The sequence below is a fragment of the Arthrobacter sp. 1088 genome (assembly GCF_031455315.1).
Lineage (GTDB): Bacteria > Actinomycetota > Actinomycetes > Actinomycetales > Micrococcaceae > Arthrobacter.
In genome coordinates this window covers 419,430-439,848 of the sequence record NZ_JAVDSM010000003.1, presented here as the reverse complement: position 1 = coordinate 439,848, position 20,419 = coordinate 419,430, and the positions used below count along the sequence as shown (strand labels likewise).

Here is a 20,419-nt window from a genome sequence, read left to right as displayed (position 1 = left end):
ACGAACTCAACGACAGACCCCGCCAACGCTTCGACTTCTGCACCCCAAATGAGATGATCAGAACCTTCCTGTTGCGATAACCGCTAGAAACCGCCGCCCCTAAACGCGCTCTGCTGCTACCCAGTTGGGAACTAAGCTGGCTCCATGGCTCCCTCTTACACTTTCGCCGGGGACACCCCGGCCATCCATGAATCCGCCTTCGTGGCACCCACCGCATCGATCATCGGCAAGGCCACGCTGGCCAAGGACTCCAGCGCCTTTTATGGCGTGTCCGTGCGCGCAGATACGGCTGCCATTAGCGTCGGTGCCGGATCGAACCTGCAGGACAACGTGGTCCTGCACGCCGATCCCGGTTTCCCCTGCACGGTGGGCGAGCGCGTCTCCGTCGGGCACAGCGCAGTGGTCCACGGCTGCACTGTGGAGGACGACTGCCTCATCGGCATGAGCGCCACCATCCTGAACGGCGCAGTGATCGGCACGGGCTCGCTCATCGCAGCCGGCGCCGTGGTCCTGGAAGGCACAGTCATCCCGCCGCGATCACTCGTGGCCGGGGTTCCCGCCAAGGTGCGCCGCGAATTGACCGACGAAGAGTTTGAGGGCGTCAAGCACAACGCCGCCCATTACAAGGATCTCGCTGCGGCGCACCGGGAAATGCACGCTTAGGCGCGAATGCGGGGGCCTGCCCTGTGCCCTAACCCGGGGTTTGGGACGCAGGGCAGGCCCCGCAACACATCTGGTCGAGGGAAATTCAGTCCAGGCTGATCGGGCCGAACTCGTCCAGCAGGTCGCCCGGGCCCGGGTTGCCGGCAACGGACGATCCGCCCAGGTGGTTCACCACACCCCACACGGCGTTGAGGCCCGTGGTCACGGCGCCCTCGGCCCAGCCTGCGGTGAAGGAGACGTCGTCACCGGCGAGGAAGATGCCCCGTTGGCTCTCCGGCAGCTGATCCTGCTTGAAGTGGGTGAAGAGCCGCTGCTGGTACCTGTAATGCCCCGGCAGGTTGGCTTTGAAGGCACCCATGAAGTTGGGGTCCGCTTCCCAGGAGACAGTGATCGGCTGCCCCACGATGTGGCTGGCGATGTCCACGCCGGGGTAGATCTGCTCCAACGAATGCAGCATGAGCTTGACGCGCTCTTCGGCAGTGAGCGCAAGCCATTTCAGCGCGTCATCGTTCCATGTGTAGGACAGGAGGATGACAGCGGGCTTGTCAGGGCCGTCGTCGAGCAAGTATGTGGCCCGGTTGAGGCGGTCGGTGAGCGTCATGGACAGGACTTCGCGTCCGGTTTCGGGATCGATGTCCTTCCAGAAGGGCCGGTCCACCATCACGAACGTCTTTGACGACTGCATGTAGTGCGAGCGCTCGATCGCGGTCCACAGCTCGGCCGGGAACAAAGCCTCCTCGGTGTGGATGCGCGTGGACAGCAGCCACGACTGGCAAGTGGTTACCACCGCCTGGTAGGTGGCTTCGCGTCCCCAGTTTTCGCGGACCACAAGGTCACCGTTGTCTGCCCGGCGGATGTTGTCCACCGCTCCACGCGGGGAGCCGGAGTGCAGCGACGACAGTGACGTGCCGGCCGGCCAGTATTTAAGGTCCGACGGCGCGTGGTTCCACAGTGCCTCGGGGAGCCTTTGCGCTCCTCCCGAGATGAGCCGGTGCTGGTCGTCTGCGTCGGTGTAGACAACCCGGAGGATCTCCAGGATGGAGTTGGGGAAATCGGTGTCCCAACCGCCGGTTCCGAAGCCCACCTGGCCGAACGCTTCGCGGTGGGCGAAGCCGGCTTCCTTGAAGGACTTGCTGGCTGCGATGAATCCGTAGAACGTCTGCTCGTCCAGTTCGGCCAGGAGTGCGTTCCAGAGTTCCTTGATCCGCTTGGTATCGCGGGCCTTGATGGCGTCCTGCATTTCAGCGAACGCAGCGCCATCGTTGACTGCGGCCTTCCAGGCATCGGCCACTTCCTGGAAAAATTCCGGCAGCTCATCTGCTGTGGTGGCGTAGTGCTTTTTGCCCGCAAGTTCGATCACGGTGCTGGACGTCGCCGGGGCCATCGGGTTGGGGAAGTCCTGTGTTTCCAGGCCAAGAAGGTCCACGTAGTGGTAGAAGGCTTTGCCGGAGACCGGGAAACGCATGCCACCAAGATCGGCTACGACGCCGGGCGCCGAGGGGAAGCTGGCCGTGCGAAGACGGCCTCCGATCTGGTCTGCCTCGTAGATCACGGGCTTGAGGCCAAGTTTCATGAGTTCATAGGCGGTGACCAGCCCTGACAGGCCGGCGCCGATGACGGCTACTTCCGTGCCGTAGCGCTCCTCTGGAACGTTTCCGAGTCCGTCCGGGTGTGCCAGGTAATGGTCATAGCTGAACGGGAAGTCCGGGTTGAGCATGGTGATGGGGGCTTCGCCTGCCTCCGCCGCGGAAGCGGCAACGTCGGCTGTGGGAAGTTCGGTAGCGATGGTCATCAGTTTGCGGCTTTCACAGGTTCCGGGCTCGCGGCCCTGGTGGTCAGTTCACGGTAGTCCTGTTCGCTGAGCGCGGCTACCTTGGAGTTCCGGCGTCCATAGCCGAAGTAGATGGCGATGCCCACCAGCATCCAAACACCGAACGTGATCCAGGTGTCTGCGCCGAGGTTGAGCATCAGGAAGGCACACATCAGCGTGCCCAGGATTGGGGTGATCGGGTACAGCGGGACCCGGAAGCTCCGGTCAAGGTCCGGGCGGTTGCGCCGGAGATAGATCACGGCGACATTGACCAGTGCGAAGGCGAACAGCGTGCCGATGCTGGTTGCATCGGCCAGGGCACCCAGCGGGACCAAGCCAGCGGTGAGTGCGACGGCGGTTCCCACTATCAGGGTCCCGGCGACTGGTGTTCCGGTGCGGCGGGAGACGCGGCCGAAGACCTTGGGCACCATGCCATCGCGGGACATTGAGAGCAGGATGCGGGTCTGGCCGTAGAGGACTGTCAGCACGATGCTGGCGATGGCAAGCACTGCACCGGCAGAGAAGACCAAAGCGATCCACGGCTGGCCGGTGATCTCGTGCAGGATCTGGACCAGGGCAGCTTCCGTGCCATCGAACCAGCCCCACGGACGGGCACCGATCGCGGCTACGGATACCAGGACGTAGATGCTGGTGACAATCACCATGGAGAGCATGATGGCACGTGGCAGGTCCCGCTTGGGGTTCCTGGCTTCCTCGCCGGCGGTGGAGGCGGCATCGAATCCGATGTAGGAGAAGAAGACGCTTGATGCTGCGGCAGAGACACCGGCTGCACCCATCGGCATGAGGGGCTCGAAGTTTCCGGCATTGAAAGCGGTGAAAGCGACGGCGCAGAAGAAGATCAGGATGCCTACTTTGATGATGACGATCGCCGTGTTGATCCATGCACTTTCACGGGCGCCCCGGACCAGCAGGATCATGGCAAGAACCACGATCACCATGGCGGGAACATTTACCACCCCACCATCGCCTGGCGGCTGGCTCATCGCATCGGGCAGGACCTGTCCAAACGCAGCCAGTGTCTCGTTGACGTACTGGCCGGCGCCGACGGCAACTGCGGCCACGGACACCGCATATTCCAGGACCAGGCACCAACCGCAGATCCACGCCATGCCCTCACCCATCGTGGCGTAGGAGTAGGAGTAGCTGGAGCCTGCCACCGGGACGAGCCCTGCCATTTCGGCATAGGACACTGCGGAGAAGAGCGCAGCCAAACCAGCGATCACGAAGGAGATCCAGATGGCCGGGCCGGCCAGCGGCACGGACTCGCCAAGGATCACCAGGATGCCGGTGCCCAGTGTTGCACCGACGCTGATCATGGTCAGCTGCAGGACCCCGAAGCTGCGCACCAGCGGCGTGCCGCTTTCGCCGGTTCCGGCCTCGTTGACCATCTGCCCGATCGGCTTGCGGCGCAGGAGTTGGGCACCGAGGCTTGGCCTGGCCATGCTCGCCGCCGTTGAGTTCTGAGTGTTCACAGGCACAGTCACCCTTGACGTCCCTTCAAAGTAGTTTCGATTTCCCCTCCACAAGACTGGCATGTAAGCCACCTCACACAATGGTGCAAAATGACCTATAGTGTTCAACCATGAGACGTATTGCACAGTACCAAGAGGGCGGACCGCTGGCCCTCTCCGGTCAGGTCAGAGTGGACCTGTCCGCCATTTCAGACAACATCAAGGCCCTGAAGGACCGCACCAAGGCACCCTTCTTCATGGCCGTAGTGAAGGGCAACGCCTACGGGCATGGGCTCGTGGAAGTAGCCCGTACGGCCGTTGATTCCGGCGCCGACTGGCTGGGAACCGCGCAGCTCACCGAAGCCATCGCACTGCGCAAAGCCGGCATCACAGCACCGATCCTTTCGTGGTTGTATCTGGCATCCCAGACGAGCGACACGATCCTGGAAGCACTCGAAAACAACATCGACGTCTCCCTCGGAAGCGTCCACCAACTCCAGGTGCTGGCAGGCATCGCCGAACGCCTTGGCCGTCCCGCCGTCGTACATCTTGAACTGGACAGCGGGCTGAGCCGCGGCGGGGCGCGAAAGGAGGATTGGGCCGAACTTGTAGCCCATGCCCGGCAAGCGGAAGTGGACGGCACGGTTCTTGTCCGCGGCATTTGGACCCACTTGGCGTGGGCCGATGTGCCCGCCCATCCTGAGAATGCCAGCGCTGTTGCTGAGTTCGAAGACGCCGTCCGTGAGGCACGCGCTGCCGGTCTGAAGCCTGAACTGAGGCACGTTTCCAGCTCAGCCAATATCCTGGACCGGCCGGAATTCCACTTCGACATGGTCCGTGCGGGACTGGCGATCTACGGCCTCGCCCCCGCAGACCACCTCAATCCGACCGACTTCGGATTACGGCCCGCCCTCAGCGTCACGGCCCCGCTGGTGATGGTCAAGAAGGTCCCTGCAGGCACTGGCGTCAGCTACGAGCACCAGGCCATCACCTATGAACCCCGCTACCTGGGGCTCATTCCGCTCGGCTACGCGGACGGCATCCCGAAAGGCATCAGCGGCCGCTCGGTGGTGAACATCGGGGGCCGCAGCGTCCCGGTCATCGGCAAGGTCTGCATGGATCAATTCATGGTGGACCTCGGACCCGACGCGACCGGGATCGACGTAGGCGATACTGCGGTGTTGTTCGGTGACCCGGCCACCGGTGCGGCGAGCGCCGACGACTGGGGTGCCGCGATCGGCAGCCACGGGGATGAAATCATCAACAGGATCGCGCCTCGACTGCCGCGGGTATACGCCACCCAAGAAGACGCAGCCTACGAGTGCCCTGACTACCAGGAGCCGGCAGCCGCCGGGCAGGACCATGTTGCCTGAGCCCGCCACCGCCCGCCTGAGTTTCGTCACGCTGGAACAGTTCCTGGAGCAGCTGCCGCCCGAGTTGAAAATGCTTCACGACGGCGGCAGCGGCGCCTCGCTGCTGAGGTGGGTGGAACCGAGCGAGCTCGAAGATCCCACCCCTTACCTTCCAGAGGGCGAGTTCCTGCTGACCGCCGGCCTGCCTTTCCTTGGGGACGGCGGCTCGGCGGCCAGCGTGGACGCGTATGTTCGGCGTCTGGTGGGGGCGAAGGTGGCCGCCCTCGGATTCGGCATCAGGCCCTATTTCGACGCCGTCCCGGACGTCCTCCTCGACGCCTGCCGCAGGCACAACCTCACCCTGTTTGAGGTCCCTGAGTCCGTGCCCTTCGCCGCGATCGGCCTGGAGTTCTCCCAGCTCCTGGAATCGGACAACGCCCGCGTATTCCGGCAATTGGCGGAAACCAACCGCCAACTCATGCGGGCAGTCCTCTCCCCCAGACCGGAGCATGAATTACTGGCAGCCCTCGTCCAGCGCGTTCCCGTGTGGGCCGTGCTGGTCGGGGCGGACGGACGCGTGCGGGCGCGCGGGCACAATGCCGGCGGCAGCACCGGCGTCGAGCATTCCTTGTTGGCGCCGCTGCTGGAACGGTTGCTGACCGGCAGCGGACCGCGCGTGGAGATGGATGGTTTCGAACAGCCTGGGTCTGCCCTGGTGTTCGGTCATCCTCTGCGCAGTACCAAGGACGCGAACCTTGGGGCGCTGATTCTTGGCTCGGACGCTCCCCTGACGCCTGCGCAGAACAATGTTGTGCAGTCGGCGGTGGGTTTGCTGGAGTTGCTGGTCCGTCAACGAACCAGCGGGTCTCTTGCTCCGAGCCAGCTTGCCACGGCATTGCTCCTCCATCCGGACACCTTGTCCACCGGCGCTACCAAGCACGTCAACGGACTCAAAGACCTGCTGGCGCAAAGCCTTTCCTCGACGCGTTCGGGCCAGATGCGGGTAGTGCAGGGCATCAAGGCCGAATCCCCCGACTGGCCCGCCGGCGACGGCCCGGTCCGTGAGCTGCTGCAGTGGCGCAGGCTGTTCGATACCAAGCTCGTGGAAATAACCGACTACGGCTTCGCGGCCATCACCCGTTTGAAGGTGGATGACGCGCTGCTTGCCGACGTCGAAAAGCTTGGCTGGAGGCTGGCGATCGGCGAGCCCACCGAACTCACCGGGCTTGCGACGGCGTATCAGCGGGTAAGTTCGCTGCGCGGGCGGGTGTTGTCCAGCGGAAAGAGTGTCCGCGTGGACGAAGTGCAGTGGTCTGTTACCGGTCTTCTGGGACGCGAGGCAGGGACCATGCTGGCCGAGCGCCTCCTTGCCCCCGTGTTGTCCCTGGAACCTGACCGCCGTGATTCCCTCCTGTCAGTGCTGCGCGGCTGGCTCAGCGAAAACGGCAGCTGGGATGGTTCGGCCAAACTGCTGGGCCTGCACCGCAACAGCGTCCGCCGGCAAATAGGCGTCCTCGGTGAGCTGCTGGACAAGGACCTCAACCAGGCACAGGTCCGGGCAGAACTATGGATCGCGCTGCAGTATGCGGACGAGCTTGTTGCCGGGTTGACGGGGTCCGAGGGAGGCGCGGTTTAGGCGCCCGCCTCCCATTTCCGGTAGAGCTCAGGGCGTCGTTCGCGCAGATACGGGACTTCGTCGCGTGCGGCTTTCACCGTCTCCGTGCCCACTTCCGCGAACAGGAGCGCTGCCGACTCCCCCGCAGCCGCGAGCAGCGAGCCATCGGGGCCGGCAACGACGCTGCCGCCGAGGAAGTTGTAGATGTCCTCGTGCCCGCTGTGGTTGGCGTACGCAACGTTGAGCTGGCTTTCCACCGCGCGGGCACGGATGAGCACCTGCGGCACGTTGTCGAACCCCATTGACAACGCCGTGGGGACCAGCAGGAGTTCAGCCCCGCGGGTTGCCGCTGCCCGGACTGCCTCCGGGAATTCGACGTCGTAGCAAATCAGGATCGACGTGCGGATCCCGTTGAAATCCACGACGGCGGGAGGTGCTTGGGCGCCGACGAACGCCTTGCGCTCCTCCGCGCCAAAGAGGTGGACCTTGGCGTAATGGAGGAGTTCCTCGCCACTGCCGTCCACGAGGGTGGCGGTGATGTGCCAGGCGTTGTCCTCGGGAGATGGCGCCGGAAGGCTGTACACGAGTCCGATGTTGTGCCGGCGGGCGATGCCAGCGAGGCGTTCGCGGATGCCGGGAAGTGTTGCCGGGTCCAACTCGGCGTGAAGCCGCAGCGGTGCGTAGCCCACGGGGAAGAGCTCCGGCGTCAGGAGCAACCCGGCCCCTGCCTGTGCTGCGCGCCGGGCGGCGTCGTCGATCGTGCGCAGGTTCGCCTCGACGTCCAGGACTGAAGCGTTGGCCTGCAGGACGGATAGCAGCATCATTACCACCTTGATTGCACCGGGTACCGGACCGGTGAGGGCCGGAAGTCTTCTTTGTTTCCAGAGTAGGCCTGTGGTCTGACACGTGGAGCGGGGCATTTAGACCCGGAGGCGGGCGAAGCGGGACGCATTGCACGCAGATCAGGCCCCACAACCAGAGGGATGTGGGACTTCTTGCGTTGGAGTATGTCGCGGAAGCGTGACTCCTTGTGTTCACTTCTTGACTACAAGGTCGCTTTTGGGGCAATCTTCTTGTCATGCCCGCTACGCAGCGCTCAACGAAGAGCCAACCCCGAAAACCCGGCTCGCAGTCCGCGCTCCGGCACTTGAACCAGCAACGGATTATCGAGTGCTTGTTGAGCGGGCCGTCTACGCAGGCCGAGCTTTCAAGGCAGACCGGACTCTCCACTGCCACGGTGTCCAACATTGTGAAAATCATGCAGGACGCAGGCCTCGTTTCCACCGAGCCAACCACCAGCTCCGGACGCCGGGCAACCAACGTGAGGTTGAACAGCAACGGTGCAGTCGCCGTCGGAATCGACTTCGGCCGACGCCACCTGCGGGTGGTTCTGGCCTCCCTCGGATATCACGTCATCGCAGAGGATTTCATCGAACTTCCACTCGGCCACCATGCAGAGGAAGGGATCGCAGCCGCAGTCCGGTTATTGGGAAGATTGCTCGTCGAAAATGGCATCGATCCAAGTGCTGTGGTGGGAGCCGGCGCGGGTATCCCTGGTCCGATCGACCGTAGATCGGGGACGGTGGCGCAAGGTGCCATCCTGCCCGAATGGGTGGGGATCGATATCCTGCATAGGCTTGAGGAAGCCCTGAATTGCCCCGTATTTGTTGATAATGACGCCAATCTTGGCGCCCTCTCGGAGGTGACATGGGGACCCCACAGCGGCGTCTCCAACCTGATGTTCCTCAAGATCGGATCCGGTATTGGTTCGGGCCTGATTCTGAACGGCGTGCCCTACTACGGGAACGTGGGCATCACGGGAGAAATCGGCCATGCGACCATCCACGAGCACGGGCTGATGTGCCGGTGCGGTAACCGCGGATGCCTCGAAACCATCGCCTCCACCACCACCATGATCGAGCTGCTGGGCCGGGGCAAAGAGACATCGCTGACGCCCCAGGACATTGTCCGGAATTGCCTCGCTGGTGACTCCGCAACCCAACGCGTAGTGGATGATGCCGGCCTTGCCGTGGGGCGCGCCTTGGGCAACGTGGCCAACCTGATAAACCCTGAAGTGATCGTCGTCGGCGGGCCCCTGGCGGGCCTTGGCGACCTCCTTCTCAACCCCATCCGCAGGGGCCTTGTTCGTCACGCCGTACCCGTGGTGGGCGAAACAACGCACCTCGCAATGTCGTCCTTGGGAGCACGTGCCGAAGCGCTTGGCGCGGCTGCCTTGGTGTTCCAACAAGCTGGAATTACGGGTAGGTAACGAAATCGTTAGCTGGTTCTTGTGTTCAAGTCTTGACGACAAGATAGGTGATCCAGTTTACTTTTTCATCAGACAGCTCCGCCATTTGGGGAGCGACAACGAAGTCATGCATTGGAGGCGTAAGGGCTGATGACAACCCCTGACACGCAAGACGAACCCATCCTCTTGGAGATGCGCTCGATCACGAAGGAATTCCCCGGCGTGAAGGCTTTGTCGAATGTGAGCCTGCGCGTAAAGGCCGGCGAGATCCACGCCATCTGTGGTGAAAACGGCGCCGGAAAATCCACGCTGATGAAGGTTCTTTCCGGGGTCTACCCCTACGGCAGCTACACGGGAGACATCGTGTACATGGCCGAAACGCAGCAATTCAAGGACATCCGCGCAAGCGAAGCCGCGGGCATCGTCATCATCCACCAGGAACTGGCGTTGATCCCGGAGCTTTCGATTACCGAGAACATCTTCCTGGGCAACGAGCCCAGCAAGTGGGGAATCATCGACTGGGCAGAAGCCCGGAAACGTTCCATTGAACTGCTGGCCAGGGTTGGCCTCCGTGAGGACCCGGACACCCCCATCAAGGAACTTGGCGTCGGCAAGCAGCAGCTGGTGGAAATCGCCAAGGCGCTGAACAAGTCCGTCCGCCTGCTGATCCTGGACGAGCCCACAGCGGCCCTGAACGAATCGGACTCCCAGCACCTGCTGGACCTGATCCTGGGCCTGAAGGGCAAGGGCATCACCTCGATCATCATTTCCCACAAGCTCAACGAGATCGAACAGATTGCCGATGAGATCACCATCATCCGTGATGGCAAGTCGATCGAGACACTGAACGTCAAGCGGGATGGCGTTGACGAGGACCGCATCATCAAAGGCATGGTGGGCCGGACGCTCGAGTCCCGTTTCCCGGACCATGAGCCCAAGATCGGCGAGATCTTCTTCGAGGTCAAGGACTGGACCGTCGGCCACCCGCAGATCCAGGACCGCCTGATCTGCAAGGGCTCCAACTTCTACGTACGCCGCGGTGAGATCGTGGGCTTCGCAGGACTCATGGGGGCCGGCCGCACAGAGCTTGCCCGTTCCCTGTTCGGGCACTCCTATGGTCGCTACATCAAGGGACAGGTTTACAAGGACGGCAAGCCGGTCAACCTCCGCAGCGTCCGGGCGGCCATCGACGCCGGCTTGGGTTACGTCACGGAAGACCGGAAGTCCCTCGGCCTGAACCTGCTGGATGACATCAAGACCACCACGGTAGCGGCGAACCTCCGGGCGATCAGCAAGTACACAGTGGTGGACGACCGCAAGGAGTTCTCGGTTGCAGAGGAGTACCGAAAATCCCTGCGTACCAAGACACCGTCAGTGGAGGAAGGCGTCGCCAAGCTCTCCGGCGGAAACCAGCAGAAAGTGGTGCTGGCCAAATGGATGTTCACCGATCCGGATCTCCTGATTCTTGACGAACCCACGCGGGGAATCGACGTCGGCGCCAAGTATGAGATTTACGGCATCATCCAGCGGCTGGCGAACCAGGGCAAGGGAGTGATTGTCATTTCCTCGGAGCTTCCTGAGCTCCTGGGCCTGTCCGATCGCATTTACACCATTTTTGAAGGCGCCATCACCGGTGTCCTGGACAAGAACGAAGCGAGCCAGGAAAGCCTGATGAAACTCATGACCTCCGCCCGCAAGACGGCCTGACCGTTGGCCCAGACTCACCCCTTCCTGACACAAGGACCAAAACAATGAACGCGCTCAAGAAGCTATTTGGTGGCAATACCCGCCAGTTCGGCATGATCTTCGCCCTGGTGGCACTTATCGTCTTCTTCCAGATCTTCACCGAGGGCCGGACGCTGACCCCGGGCAATGTGATCAACCTGTTCAACGGCAACTCCTACATCCTGATCCTGGCCATCGGCATGGTCCTGGTCATTATTGCCGGCCATATTGACCTCTCCGTGGGTTCCGTGGCCGCATTTGTGGGTGTTTCCGTAGCCCTCGCGATCCGGGACTGGGGCATCCCCTGGTACATGGGTGTGCTCTTCGGACTGGTGCTCGGTGCAATCATCGGCGCCTGGCAAGGGTTCTGGACAGCGTATGTGGGCATCCCCGCCTTCATCGTGACGCTGGCAGGCATGCTCCTGTTCCGTGGTTTCAACCAGTTCGTAGGCAAATCCAACACCATCCCTGTTCCCAGCGACTTCCAGTACCTGGGCTCGGGCTACCTGCCGGAAATTGGGCCAAACACGGGCTTCAACAACCTCACCTTGTTGTTGGGCATCGTGGCCGCGGCGTTCGTTGTCATCATGTCCCTGCGGGCCCGAGCTACCAACAAAGCCCTCGGCGCCGACGTTCCCGAGCTCTGGGTTGAGGTCACCAAGCTGGTGCTGATCTGCGGTGCCATCCTCTACGCCACGTACCTCTTCGCCACCGGCCGCCCCGGAACCTCCTTCCCAATCCCCGGTTTGATCCTGGCCGTGCTGGTCCTGATCTATGGTTTCATCGCTGACAAGACCGTTCTTGGCCGCCACGTCTACGCAGTTGGTGGTAACCGTCACGCAGCAGAACTGTCCGGTGTGCAGTCCAAGAAGGTCAACTTCATGGTCATGCTCAACATGTCCGTCCTTGCAGGCCTCGCCGGCATGATCTTCGTTGGCCGATCCACCGCATCCGGCCCCTTTGACGGCGTCGGTTGGGAACTGGACGCAATCGCAGCCGTGTTCATCGGTGGCGCCGCAGTTACCGGCGGCGTTGGCACCGTGATCGGCTCGATCGTCGGTGGCCTGGTGATGGCCGTGCTGAACAACGGCCTCCAGCTCCTGGGCGTAGGCGCCGACCTCACCCAGATCATCAAGGGCCTGGTGCTCCTGGCCGCCGTAGCCTTCGATGTCTACAACAAGATCCAAGGCAAGCGGTCCATCACCGGCCTGTTGATGAAGAACTTCCAGCGCAACAACGACATCAAGCCGGACGAGACCACGTCCACCAAAGAGGTCATCTCCAAGGAAGCCTGACCGGTTTCCATCGACTCGCTCCACCCCACCCACACAGAAAGTGAACCAAGATATGCGAATGTTTGGTAAAGCAGGAAAGGCAGCAGCAGTCGCTGCCATCGCGGCACTGGCGCTGACAGCCTGCGGCCGCTCTGACAGCGGCTCAAGCAGCAGCACTGCTGGCGGGGAAGCGTTCCCCAAGGACTCGATGATCGGCGTAGCCCTTCCGCAGAAGACCAGTGAAAACTGGGTCCTCGCGGAGAAGCTGTTCAACGACGGCCTCAGCGGCGCCGGGTTCAAGCCCGACGTCCAGTTCGCCAACGGCGGCGTGTCCGAGCAGCAGAACCAGATCAGCGCCATGGTCACCAAGGGTGCAAAGGTCATCATCGTTGGCGCAATCGACGGCGCCCAGCTGGGTACGCAGCTCAAGCAGGCCAAGGACTCCGGCGCCACGGTCATTGCTTATGACCGTCTGCTCCTGAACACGGAGAACGTGGACTACTACGTGGCGTACGACAACTTCAAGGTCGGTGTGCTCCAGGGCCAGGCCTTGCTGGACGGATTGAAGGCCAAGAAGGCTTCCGGCCCGTACAACATCGAGCTCTTCGCCGGTTCCCCGGATGATGCCAACGCCAAGGTCTTCTTCGACGGCGCCATGAGCGTCCTGAAGCCGAAGATCGACGACGGAACCCTGAAGGTACTCTCCGGCCAGACCACTTTCGAGCAGGCTGTTACCCAGGGTTGGAAGGGCGAAAACGCGCAGAAGCGTGCGGACACCCTCTTGGCAGGCAGCTACACCTCGGCCCCGCTGGACGGCGTACTTTCCCCGAACGACCTCTTGGCACGCTACATCCTGAACTCGGTCAAGGCCGCAGGAAAGCCGACGCCGGTCATCACCGGCCAGGACTCCGAGGTTGAGTCGGTCAAGTCGATCATGGCTGGCGAGCAGTACTCCACCATCAACAAGGACACCCGCAAGCTGGTTGAGCACGCCATCACCATGGTGAAGGACCTGCAGGCCGGCAAGCAGCTGGAAATCAATGACAAGGATTCTTACAAGAACGGTGTCAAGACTGTTCCGGCTTACCTGCTCCCGCCGCAGATCGTGACGGCAGCGAACGTCAAGACGGCTTACGTCGACGATCCGGTACTCGGCCCGATCACCAAGTAGCACCGAGCACCAAGTAACACCGAGCACTAATTAACAGCAGAGCCCCGGTCCGCCAGCAGGCGGGCCGGGGCTTTCGCTTTGCCTGAACTGTAGGGGCTACTTCCCCTCTTGGACCTTGATCACCCCGGGTCCCGAAAAATTCAGCACCGCCTTGCGGACTGCGTCCGGCGATTTCAGCGTCCGGTACTCGTAGTTATCCGAAGGTGACCAGCCGACGTCGGACGTAAAGTCACGCTGGGCCCATTCGGGTACGTCGGTGCCCGACTCAGCCGCGGCGGCGACCGCTTCCGCCTTGCGTTCGTCAAAGGAGTCTTGGGCGATGGCTTCCAGGTTGACGGGGTCACCGTTGAACCAGGAACCGGTATCACTGAACATATTGCCGTTGTAGCTGGTGACTGTGATGGATTCATCGGCGTCCGACCCGGAGTAGTCAAAGGCGTTGTACTCGGAGAAGATCCGGGAATCGTAGCCCGCACCGATGAAGTAGCTGGTGCCGCCCTGCTCCTGACTAATCATGGGATAGTCCGGGTCCTCGCTACTGCCAACGAAGTAGTTGTTCAGAACGTGCACCTGGCCGAAGCGGACGCGGGGACCACGCTGTTGGGTGTTCTCGAAGAGGTTCGAAATGAAGCTTACGCGGAGCTTTCCGCCGTCCTTGTCTACATGCTCGTCGCCGGATCCCAGAAGGCTCGTCTTGTCGTGGTCCTTGAGTTGGCTGTTGGAGATCGTGACGAAGTCTGTTCCGTCCTTCAAATCCAGCAGGCCGTCGTGGCGGATAACGGGCTCGTTCTTGAAGTCCTTGGGCGCCTCGCTATCAGGATAGCGGCCGTCTGTCACTAGGACATGGTCAATCCAGATGTGGTCCGAGGTTACGGCGGACAAGCAGTCGAAGCGGGCGTTCCAGGCGCCGTCGCCGTCGTCGGGAGACCATGTGGTGAACCAGTCCACGGGGGATTCAATGCTCAAGTTCCGAATCACAACGTTGCTGGCAACGTTCATGATCACGTTTGCTCCCACCAACCCGGAGTCGTCGTCCAGTCCCAGCAGCGTGGTGTTGCTCGGAAGGTTCACCTCGATCTGCCGCTTCATGGCGTTGCTGCCCTGTTGACGCAATTGCCTCATTTGCTTGCAGTACGGGAACGCTTGGTCGCTCCAGGTCTTGCCATTGTCCAGAAAGCAGCTCATATACTTCTGGATGTTGTAGCCGGGAGCGTAGTCCTGCTCGCCAAGGATCTTTCCGTCAGGGGCTTCGTTACCGTTGATGGTCCCCCGGATGTAGATGATTTTGGGTGCCTTGGGGTCGCCGTTATTCAGCGTGGCTGCCTTGAGTTCTGCCAAGGTGCTCACCACGTGAACGTTCTCCGACGGGGCGTCGGACCCACCGTTGGTCCCCGGGCCGGCCGGGGTGCTGCCAACGGAGGCCCAACCTGTGGGAGCTGAATCGTGTATTGAGACTGTGGGCGAACCGTGCAGATCAACCGGTTCGGCGCTGCTCGGGGGCGCGCTTGCCAGCGTTGCCGCCAGCGCGATGCCTGCTACTGCTGCCACCGTGGCTGGAAGTCGCCGTAACGGGCGGTTCGGGAATCGGGAGTGAAGGTTGTTCGGGGATATTGTGGACGTCATTGGCCTGTTTTCCGGCACGCCAAAGAGCACATGCCTGGTAGCGGGAATGGGCGATTCGACTAACTGCTTTTCCTTGCCCTCACTGGGAGAAAGCGCTTTCTCAAGGGGCTGTCCTATTATGCCTGTGCAGCTCGTCACGCTGTCAAGAGGTCGTTCGGAATCCGGACCTGCCTGACCTCCGCACATTTCACAGCCCACGCATAGCTTCGGCAGGCTTCCCGCACAGCAGCGCTCAGCAGTGTTGGACCTGCAGCCCGCGAGCCAGCGGTCTGCGGAACCCAGCAGGTCCAAAGGAGAAACGTGAGCGTCCTTGCCCGAAGCGTAGGCAATGCCTTCCGCAACAAAATCAGAACGGCCGCGGTAGTCGCTGTGCTGGCCGTAGCGATCGGCCTGGCGTTGGCCATGCTTGTTGCCAACCAGGCCGTGGGTGCCAAGGTCCAGGAGCTCAATGCTTCCGTGGGCACCACCCTGACAGTGAATCCGGCTGGTGGGCAGGGCTTCGAAGGTGGAGGCGAACCGCTCACCGCTGCTCAAGCGCAGACGGCAGCCTCGGTCACCAACGTGACGTCCGTGGTGGGTACCAAGGCGCTGCGTCTGCAGACGGCCACGGCAGAAACGGGCACCACCGAGCAAGCCGTTCAGGGCGGTTTCGGTCCCGGCGGGCAGCAGGCCAGCGTCACCACCAACCTCACGGCAGCCATCGATGCCGGCACCCTCGGCAACCGCAACGGCTCCACCACCAACACCGGAGGTACGGGCACCACCCAGCGGATTCGCACCCTTCCTATTACGGCCACGGGCATCGGCGCCGAGGTTGACAGCACCGGCAAGGCCTTGGACATCACCAGCGGCACGGGCTTGGGCGACTACGCCACGGCCCAGGCAAAAGCGCTGGTGGGAACGACGCTGGCCGAGAAGAACAGCCTTACGGTCGGCTCTACGTTCACCATCCAGGACAAGACCTTCACGGTGGCGGGCATCTTCGACGCCGGAACCGCCTTCGGCAACAACGCCGTTTACGTCACCCTTCCCGAGGCCCAGACGCTGGCGGGCACCCCTGACGAGCTCTCCACGATGATCGTCACAGTCAACAGCATGGAAAACGTCGATAGCACCAAAACGGCAGTTCAGGCCGCGTTGGGAACCGGCAAAGCAGACGTCACGCAAGGCCAACGCAACCTCGAAACCGCGGTCAGTTCGCTGGACAGCGTCAAGAACATCTCCCTGGTCGCGTTCATTGCTGCACTCGCTACCGCCGGACTCATCATCCTGCTGATCATGGTGATGCTGGTCCGTGAACGCCGCCGCGAAATTGGCGTGCTGAAGGCCATCGGTGCCCGCAACCGCACTATCGGCCTGCAGTTCGTCCTTGAATCGCTGGTTCTCGTGGCTTTGGGCAGCGTGGTGGGTGCCGCCATTGCATCGCTCGCCAGCGGCAGTATCGCGTCCGCGCTGATCAGTTCCAACACAAGCGCGACGGCGGCCCCAGCCACCCAGCGCGCGGGCGGCTTTGGCGGTGGAGGGTTCGCCGGTGGAGGTTTCGCCGGTGGCCAGGGCGGTCCGTTCGGCGGGGCCTCCCAATTGCTCACTTCCGTCACCGCGAGCGCCTCCCCCGGTGTCATCGCTGCAGGCATCGCCGCGGTCTTCGCGGTGGCCATCATCGGCGCGTTGGTCCCGGCCTTGCTGACCGCCCGCATCCGTCCCATCGAAGTACTCCGAGGAGAATAGCCGTGATTGAAGTCAAGGACCTGGTCCGTCAGTTCAAGTCCGGCGACAGGACCATCAAGCCTGTCAATGGTGTGAGTTTCCAGCTGGAGAAGGGATCTCTTGCTTCCATCGTCGGCAAGAGCGGCAGCGGCAAAAGCACGCTGTTGTCCCTCCTGGGTGCGCTGGACAAACCAACCAGCGGAGACGTCGTCGTGGATGGCGTCAGCCTGGCGGGACTGCCGGACAGCAAGCTGACCGAGTACCGCCGTCGTGATATCGGCTTCGTGTTCCAACAGTTCAACTTGATCCCGAACCTCAGCGCCGTGGACAACGTCATGCTGCCCATGGAGTTCGCCGGGGTCCGGAAGGCTGCGCGGCTGAAGCGGGCCAAGGAATTGCTGGAGCAGGTGCAGTTGGATCCGGAAAAGCAGTCGCGTCGGATCAACCGCCTTTCCGGTGGCGAGCAGCAACGCGTCGCGATCGCCCGGGCACTGGCCAACGAGCCCAAGCTGATCCTTGCCGATGAGCCCACGGGAAACCTCGATGAGCAGACCGGCGAGCACATCATTGAGCTGCTGAGCTCACTGAGCCGGGACCATAACACCACCATCCTGGTTGTCACCCACGACCGCAGCCTGGCGCAAAAAACGGAACGCTGCTTCCGGCTTCAGCAGGGCCGGCTCACGGAGGAGGTCAAAAGCGGATTGCATCGATGACCTTGACGCGCACCGCCACGAGCGCCGGGATGGCTCCGGCGAGTGCGCCCACAAGGACAGCCGCGCCAAGGCCCAGGAGCGCTGCGTCCACGGGGAAGGACGGATATTCGGTAAGGCCGGGCGCTACCTTTGACTCGATCCAAGGGTTCTTCACCACTGCGACAGCCAGCATGACGCCTGCTATTCCGGCAACCGCCGTGGCTACGACGGATTCCATCATGACGCCGAAGAAGATCCGGCCGGACGTCGCACCGAAACTGCGCCGGATGCCGATTTCCCTTACCCTGTAGCGCACGGTGACCATGGAAATGTTGAGCATTCCCACCGCACCGAGCAGGAGCACCAGTCCGGCTACGCCGCCCACAATCCACTGTGCCGGTCCCAGCGGATCACTGTAGGCGGCGAAGTCGACGCGTTGGGCTTGGACGTAGTATCCCGGGAACTGGCCCTGCAGGTCCGCCGAGATGGCGGCGGTCAGTGCGGCGGCCTGTTCCTCCCCCACCCAGATCTTGAACTCGGACATATCAGCTTGCATACCGGTCATTGCCGCAGCGTTGGTGAGGATGAACGCGGACGGAGGAGAGTCGGGCCAGGTATCGGGAACGACGCCGATAATCACCGCCGTTGCCGGCTGGTCACCTGGGATGGTGACGGTGGGATTGGTGGCCAGGTTGGGCCTGCCCGCTTGGTTGTAAAAGCCTTCGGAGACCACGACGGCGGGTGCGAGCCTTTGGTCGTCGTCGGCGGCGAACCACGTCCCTTGCGTGAGGGGCACGCGGTGTATGGTGCCATACCCGATGTCCACGATGGTCATGTTCACGGTGGTCACGCCGCGGGGAAACTGGAAGCCCGCCTGGGTGCGGCCCACATGTGCAGACGTGGTGATGCCGTAACGCTGCTGGATTCCTTCGTAGGCTTTCTCCAGTTTTTCGGCATCGGGAGCGTTCGGGCCGTTGACGCCCAGCGTCAACGTTGCCACGCGGCCTCCATCGCGTTCGGACTGCACTTTGATCCCCTCGCGTACCAGGCTGCCGAGGCCCACCACGGATGTCAGCGCAGCAACAGACAAGGCGACCCCAAGGAGAGCCAACAGGATACGCACCTTGTTGATCCGGAGTTCCTGCCAGGCTTCCACCAGCGTGGACATGAAGCCGGTCATGCGCTGACTCCTGCTGTTTCGGCAAGTGCCAGCGGGGTCAGCACTCCGGTGTCCAGTCGATAGCAGGCACGGGCCAGTGCCGCCACATTGGTATCGTGCGTGATGGTCACCAGTGCGGCCGCTGTTTCCGTGGCCACGGTGTCCAGCAAGGCCATGACAGCCTGACCGGTTTCCACGTCCAATGCGCCTGTTGGTTCATCGGCAAGGATGAGCCGTGGCCTGCGGACCAAGGCGCGTGCGATGGCAACGCGTTGCTGCTCACCGCCGGACAGCATGTTTGGCATGGTGTTGGCTCGGGCGGCCAATCCAACGCGGTCCAACATGTCCATGGCCAGTTCGCGGCGGCGCCAAAACTCCCTGCCCTTGGCGTAAAACAAGGGAGTGATGACGTTGTCCAAAGCATTGCGTCCCGGCAGCAGATTGAACTGCTGGAACACGAAGCCAACTGTGGAACCACGCAGGCTGGCGCGGGCGTTGCTGCTCAATCGGTCCGCAGGGTTGCCGAGGAATTCCAGTTCACCGGACGTGGGGACATCCAGGAGCCCCAAGAGGTTGAGCAGTGTCGACTTTCCGCATCCTGACCGGCCGACAATGGCCGTGTGGTCACCGCTCTGGACCTCAAGATCGACGCCTCGGAGGATATGCAGTTGCTGCTCGTCCGGCAGCGTCACGGAACGGGTCACTGAGCGGAGACTGACGAGGGTTTCCCTGGTGCTTATCGCGTCCATACTTAACCCGCCGGAATGTGGGTGCCCTGCCCAGGGCCCATCATGGGGTCCGGGGCAGCCGGAGCGCCTGGCACGAACTCGAGGACGTGCTCGCCCTCGGTCAAGCCGGACGTCACTTCAACTACGTTGCCATCATTCAAACCAAGCTGTACGGTGCGCTCCTCCGGGGCAGCCCCGCTCCCTCCTGCGCCCGCAATCCAGACGATGCCGTCCTTCACGCTGCCCTTCACCGAGGTCAGCGGAACCGTCACCACATCGGCGGCGACGCCCGCACTGACGGTCATGGTCGCGCCAAGTCCGGCAAAGACTTCATGCCCAGCCGGGATTGCGCAGCTCAGCGTTCCCGTGGGCGTGCCACCGTCCTGCGACTGGCCGCCGCCCCCACCGGGGATTGCGACTGCCCCGCCGACACCCATGCCAGCACCTCCGCCTGTGGACGACAAACCACCCGAGGTGCTGCCGCCGTCGTCGGACGCGTTGTTCTTGAGCGTCACCTCGGTGCACTGGAACGGTGCCGGCCCGCCAACCAAAGCGATCTCTGCCGGGCCGGGCTTGCCGAGCAGGCGGTACTGCTGGGCTGCCGTGACCGAGCCGGCCACGGTGTACGTTCCGGGGTCGATCTTGCCGACACTTTCCCCGACGCTCACTTGCTGGTCGATCAGCGTGGTTAAGGACTGCAGGGTACCGCTGCTGGGTGCCAGGACATCGAAGTAGTCATATACAGGCTTCGGCACCGAGGACATTCCATCCTTGGACGGCTGGGAAGACGTCACTACGCGCTCGGCTTTGACCTGGAACAGGGCATCGCCCTTGGCAACCGTGGCGCCCTGTTCGACGAAAACCTTAATGACCTTGCCCGCAGAAGTGCTCCGGATGGCTTCAGCGGCGTCGCTCTGAACGGTGCCCTTGATTTCCACAGTATTAGTGACAGTTGCACGGGTGGCCGGGACCACCGGTATGTCCACTTGCGCCAAGGGCGCGGGCCCGGAATCAGACGGCTTAAGGCCGTCCACGAAAGCGATCTTGACCAAAGCCACCGCAATTATTGCGAAAACCACCAGCCAGGAAACCGGCAAAATGACGCGCCGAAAAATACCCATCCCTGCTCCATTTCGGTAACTCCCCACAGAACCTCTGCGAGGGATGATTCCCTCAG

At 62.5% G+C, this 20,419-nt stretch carries 16 protein-coding genes; 9 read left to right on the top strand and 7 right to left on the bottom strand.

All coding sequences use genetic code 11. The features are described 5' to 3' along the window. Positions 1-144: 144 nt before the first annotated feature. Complete coding sequence (locus J2Y41_RS06885; RefSeq protein WP_309927434.1) at positions 145-663, top strand: gamma carbonic anhydrase family protein; 519 nt, start codon at positions 145-147, stop codon at positions 661-663. Positions 664-748: 85 nt separating this feature from the next. Here the strand turns inward: J2Y41_RS06885 and J2Y41_RS06880 are convergent, their stop codons facing one another. Together J2Y41_RS06880 and J2Y41_RS06875 are read right to left on the bottom strand one after the other, a co-directional pair. After that, entirely contained in the window at positions 749-2,455 is a 1,707-nt protein-coding gene (locus tag J2Y41_RS06880) for an FAD-dependent oxidoreductase (protein ID WP_309927433.1), read from the bottom strand. Beyond that, entirely contained in the window at positions 2,455-3,936 is a 1,482-nt protein-coding gene (locus tag J2Y41_RS06875; protein WP_309927459.1) for an amino acid permease, read from the bottom strand. Before J2Y41_RS06875 ends, J2Y41_RS06880 begins: the two co-directional genes overlap by 1 nt. Before the next feature lie 140 nt (positions 3,937-4,076). On the opposite strand from J2Y41_RS06875, the gene alr reads away from it, so the two are divergent. Together alr and J2Y41_RS06865 are read left to right on the top strand one after the other, a co-directional pair. Further along, positions 4,077-5,318, top strand: coding sequence for an alanine racemase (gene alr, locus J2Y41_RS06870; protein WP_309927431.1), 1,242 nt, complete (start codon positions 4,077-4,079; stop codon positions 5,316-5,318). After that, positions 5,308-6,933: a PucR family transcriptional regulator ligand-binding domain-containing protein gene (locus tag J2Y41_RS06865; RefSeq protein ID WP_309927428.1), complete on the top strand. Its 1,626-nt coding sequence runs from the start codon at positions 5,308-5,310 to the stop codon at positions 6,931-6,933. The genes alr and J2Y41_RS06865 overlap by 11 nt, the downstream gene beginning before the upstream one ends. On the opposite strand, the gene J2Y41_RS06860 is transcribed toward J2Y41_RS06865, so the two are convergent. Beyond that, the gene (locus J2Y41_RS06860; RefSeq protein WP_309927426.1) at positions 6,930-7,736 is read right to left on the bottom strand and encodes a carbon-nitrogen hydrolase family protein; all 807 of its coding nucleotides are present in this window, start codon (positions 7,734-7,736) and stop codon (positions 6,930-6,932) included. The two genes, J2Y41_RS06865 and J2Y41_RS06860, sit on opposite strands and share 4 nt — an antisense overlap. Positions 7,737-7,990: 254 nt before the next feature. On the opposite strand from J2Y41_RS06860, the gene J2Y41_RS06855 reads away from it, so the two are divergent. The 4 genes from J2Y41_RS06855 (at position 7,991) to J2Y41_RS06840 (ending at position 13,330) form a co-directional block, all read left to right on the top strand. Continuing rightward, the gene (locus tag J2Y41_RS06855) at positions 7,991-9,181 is read left to right on the top strand and encodes an ROK family transcriptional regulator (RefSeq protein ID WP_309927424.1); all 1,191 of its coding nucleotides are present in this window, start codon (positions 7,991-7,993) and stop codon (positions 9,179-9,181) included. 129 nt (positions 9,182-9,310) lie between these two features. Beyond that, positions 9,311-10,867, top strand: a complete 1,557-nt coding sequence (mmsA, locus tag J2Y41_RS06850; RefSeq protein WP_224091501.1) for a multiple monosaccharide ABC transporter ATP-binding protein — start codon at positions 9,311-9,313, stop codon at positions 10,865-10,867. 44 nt (positions 10,868-10,911) lie between these two features. After that, a complete protein-coding gene (gene mmsB, locus J2Y41_RS06845; protein ID WP_224091500.1) occupies positions 10,912-12,180 on the top strand; it encodes a multiple monosaccharide ABC transporter permease in 1,269 nt (422 codons plus the stop codon). 52 nt (positions 12,181-12,232) lie between these two features. Beyond that, positions 12,233-13,330 carry a sugar-binding protein gene (locus tag J2Y41_RS06840; RefSeq protein ID WP_224091499.1) on the top strand — a complete coding sequence of 366 codons (1,098 nt, stop codon included), beginning with the start codon at positions 12,233-12,235 and terminating at the stop codon, positions 13,328-13,330. 96 nt (positions 13,331-13,426) lie between these two features. On the opposite strand, the gene J2Y41_RS06835 is transcribed toward J2Y41_RS06840, so the two are convergent. Beyond that, entirely contained in the window at positions 13,427-14,878 is a 1,452-nt protein-coding gene (locus J2Y41_RS06835) for a pectate lyase (RefSeq protein ID WP_309927419.1), read from the bottom strand. Between the two features lie 375 nt (positions 14,879-15,253). Here J2Y41_RS06835 and J2Y41_RS06830 point away from each other — a divergent pair, with 375 nt between their 5' ends. After that, the gene (locus J2Y41_RS06830; protein WP_309927417.1) at positions 15,254-16,681 is read left to right on the top strand and encodes an FtsX-like permease family protein; all 1,428 of its coding nucleotides are present in this window, start codon (positions 15,254-15,256) and stop codon (positions 16,679-16,681) included. A gap of 2 nt (positions 16,682-16,683) precedes the next feature. Further along, complete coding sequence (locus tag J2Y41_RS06825) at positions 16,684-17,376, top strand: ABC transporter ATP-binding protein (protein WP_224091496.1); 693 nt, start codon at positions 16,684-16,686, stop codon at positions 17,374-17,376. Here J2Y41_RS06825 and J2Y41_RS06820 read toward each other — a convergent pair. The 3 genes from J2Y41_RS06820 to J2Y41_RS06810 are packed head-to-tail and all read right to left on the bottom strand — an operon-like array spanning position 17,354 to position 20,363. Next, positions 17,354-18,535, bottom strand: coding sequence for an ABC transporter permease (locus tag J2Y41_RS06820; RefSeq protein ID WP_309927415.1), 1,182 nt, complete (start codon positions 18,533-18,535; stop codon positions 17,354-17,356). The genes J2Y41_RS06825 and J2Y41_RS06820 overlap by 23 nt on opposite strands. After that, complete coding sequence (locus J2Y41_RS06815; RefSeq protein WP_224091492.1) at positions 18,532-19,263, bottom strand: ABC transporter ATP-binding protein; 732 nt, start codon at positions 19,261-19,263, stop codon at positions 18,532-18,534. The genes J2Y41_RS06820 and J2Y41_RS06815 overlap by 4 nt, the downstream gene beginning before the upstream one ends. 2 nt (positions 19,264-19,265) lie before the next feature. Beyond that, positions 19,266-20,363: an efflux RND transporter periplasmic adaptor subunit gene (locus J2Y41_RS06810; protein ID WP_309927412.1), complete on the bottom strand. Its 1,098-nt coding sequence runs from the start codon at positions 20,361-20,363 to the stop codon at positions 19,266-19,268. Between the last annotated feature and the right edge of the window lie 56 nt (positions 20,364-20,419).

Bases quoted from the DNA above. Each gene is read 5' to 3' on its own strand.
- mmsA (WP_224091501.1), top strand. From the start codon at position 9,311: ATGACAACCCCTGACACGCAAGACGAACCCATCCTCTTGGAGATGCGC.
- J2Y41_RS06865 (WP_309927428.1), top strand. From the start codon at position 5,308: ATGTTGCCTGAGCCCGCCACCGCCCGCCTGAGTTTCGTCACGCTGGAA.
- J2Y41_RS06855 (WP_309927424.1), top strand. From the start codon at position 7,991: ATGCCCGCTACGCAGCGCTCAACGAAGAGCCAACCCCGAAAACCCGGC.
- J2Y41_RS06840 (WP_224091499.1), top strand. From the start codon at position 12,233: ATGCGAATGTTTGGTAAAGCAGGAAAGGCAGCAGCAGTCGCTGCCATC.
- J2Y41_RS06875 (WP_309927459.1), bottom strand. From the start codon at position 3,936: ATGGCCAGGCCAAGCCTCGGTGCCCAACTCCTGCGCCGCAAGCCGATC.
- alr (WP_309927431.1), top strand. From the start codon at position 4,077: ATGAGACGTATTGCACAGTACCAAGAGGGCGGACCGCTGGCCCTCTCC.
- J2Y41_RS06880 (WP_309927433.1), bottom strand. From the start codon at position 2,455: ATGACCATCGCTACCGAACTTCCCACAGCCGACGTTGCCGCTTCCGCG.
- J2Y41_RS06885 (WP_309927434.1), top strand. From the start codon at position 145: ATGGCTCCCTCTTACACTTTCGCCGGGGACACCCCGGCCATCCATGAA.
- J2Y41_RS06820 (WP_309927415.1), bottom strand. From the start codon at position 18,535: ATGACCGGCTTCATGTCCACGCTGGTGGAAGCCTGGCAGGAACTCCGG.
- J2Y41_RS06860 (WP_309927426.1), bottom strand. From the start codon at position 7,736: ATGATGCTGCTATCCGTCCTGCAGGCCAACGCTTCAGTCCTGGACGTC.
- J2Y41_RS06810 (WP_309927412.1), bottom strand. From the start codon at position 20,363: ATGGGTATTTTTCGGCGCGTCATTTTGCCGGTTTCCTGGCTGGTGGTT.
- mmsB (WP_224091500.1), top strand. From the start codon at position 10,912: ATGAACGCGCTCAAGAAGCTATTTGGTGGCAATACCCGCCAGTTCGGC.
- J2Y41_RS06815 (WP_224091492.1), bottom strand. From the start codon at position 19,263: ATGGACGCGATAAGCACCAGGGAAACCCTCGTCAGTCTCCGCTCAGTG.